2 protein-coding genes are annotated in these 1,472 nt (G+C 60.0%); one reads left to right on the forward strand and one right to left on the reverse strand.

The features are described 5' to 3' along the window. Positions 1–494 precede the first annotated feature (494 nt). Positions 495–935 carry a hypothetical protein gene (locus tag QMX98_RS34560; protein ID WP_010464565.1) on the reverse strand — a complete coding sequence of 147 codons (441 nt, stop codon included), beginning with the start codon at positions 933–935 and terminating at the stop codon, positions 495–497. On the opposite strand from QMX98_RS34560, the gene QMX98_RS34565 reads away from it, so the two are divergent. Then, a complete protein-coding gene (locus tag QMX98_RS34565) occupies positions 934–1,389 on the forward strand; it encodes a tRNA (cytidine(34)-2'-O)-methyltransferase (RefSeq protein WP_007949025.1) in 456 nt (151 codons plus the stop codon). The genes QMX98_RS34560 and QMX98_RS34565 overlap by 2 nt on opposite strands. Positions 1,390–1,472 lie beyond the last annotated feature (83 nt).

A 1,472-nucleotide genomic window follows, 5' to 3' on the forward strand; every position in this document is an offset into this window, starting at 1 on the left:
CCTCGCTCCTACAGGTCACGCGCTAATCTTGAAATGGCGCAAACCCTGTAGGAGCGAGGCTTGCCCGCGAAGCTTTTGGGGCCAACGTGCACCGACTGAATGCACCGTGAACCGCAATCGCGCACAAAAACAAATCCAGAACCCGGCCGGTTTTCGCAATTGAACCCCTATCGAAAAAACACGAAAGCCCCGCAATACGGGGCTTTCGGCATTCCAGCGCAGCTTTCTGTTTCAACTTGTTAAAACCTGGCACGCCCCCTGCAATAGTCCATTCAGTGATTCAGTTCACTACCCGGTTTCGGGGACCTTGGTACAGGCAGGCCGGGGATTCCCCTCTTTACATCGGGCTCATACCGCACTCGCGACGAGCCCCCCAGTTTTGGGGCCCTTGATACAGGCAGGTCAGGGGTTCCTTCTTTACACCGGGCTCGACGCCATGCGCGAGCCCTGCCGTTTTGGGAACCTTGGTACAGGCAGGCCGGGGATTCCCTCTTTTATTGCTCCCGGAGATGGATCTCCAGCCGCCAGCGGTCATCGACCTCGCTACCGGTCCACTCGCCCAGCAGTGGCCGGGCCGCTACTACCGTCAGCAACAACCCCCCATCACTCAAGCGCGTCCGCCAGTTCACGACCTTATCGTTGAGCTTGAGCTGACCTTTCTGCGCCTTGCCTTGCGCCTCGAACAGCAGCGCGAGGCTGCCGTCCACGAATTCGCCATGGGATTTGGGTTCGTTGTTGAACCACACCACCAGCCCATCGTCCGTCACCTCGATCTGTTGCAATTCGCTGGGGTCAGGCGTGGTCAGGCGACCGATCATCAGCCCCACCATCAGTCCGACAATCGCCAGCGAACCCATCACCCGCGGTAATAGTTTCGAACGTGGATCGATGGGCGGCGTAGAATGCCGCTCATCTTTACCTTCGGAGCCGTGCATGTTTCACGTCATCCTCTTTCAACCAGAAATTCCGCCGAATACCGGCAACGTTATCAGGCTGTGCGCCAACAGTGGCTGCCACCTGCATTTGATCGAACCGCTGGGCTTCGAGATGGACGACAAACGCCTGCGCCGGGCCGGCCTCGACTACCACGAGTATGCCACCCTGCAACGCCACGCGGACCTCGCCAGTTGCCTGGAAAGTCTTGGTCATCCACGGCTGTTCGCGTTCACCACCAAGGGCTCGCGCCCGTTCCACGATGCCAGCTTCGCCGAGGGCGACGCGTTCCTGTTCGGCCCCGAAAGCCGTGGCTTGCCGGCGGAAGTGCTCGATGCCCTGCCCGGCGAACAACGCCTGCGCTTGCCGATGCGCGAAGGCTGCCGCAGCCTGAACCTGTCGAACACCGTGGCGGTCGCCGTCTACGAAGGCTGGCGTCAGCTCGGTTTCAAGTAACCCCCATAACAAATGTGGGAGCGAGCCTGCTCGCGAAGAGGGCGTGTCAGTCGACATCAATACCGACTGAAACACCGCTTTCG

The sequence above is a fragment of the Pseudomonas sp. PS02303 genome (assembly GCF_029959925.1).
Lineage (GTDB): Bacteria > Pseudomonadota > Gammaproteobacteria > Pseudomonadales > Pseudomonadaceae > Aquipseudomonas > Aquipseudomonas mandelii.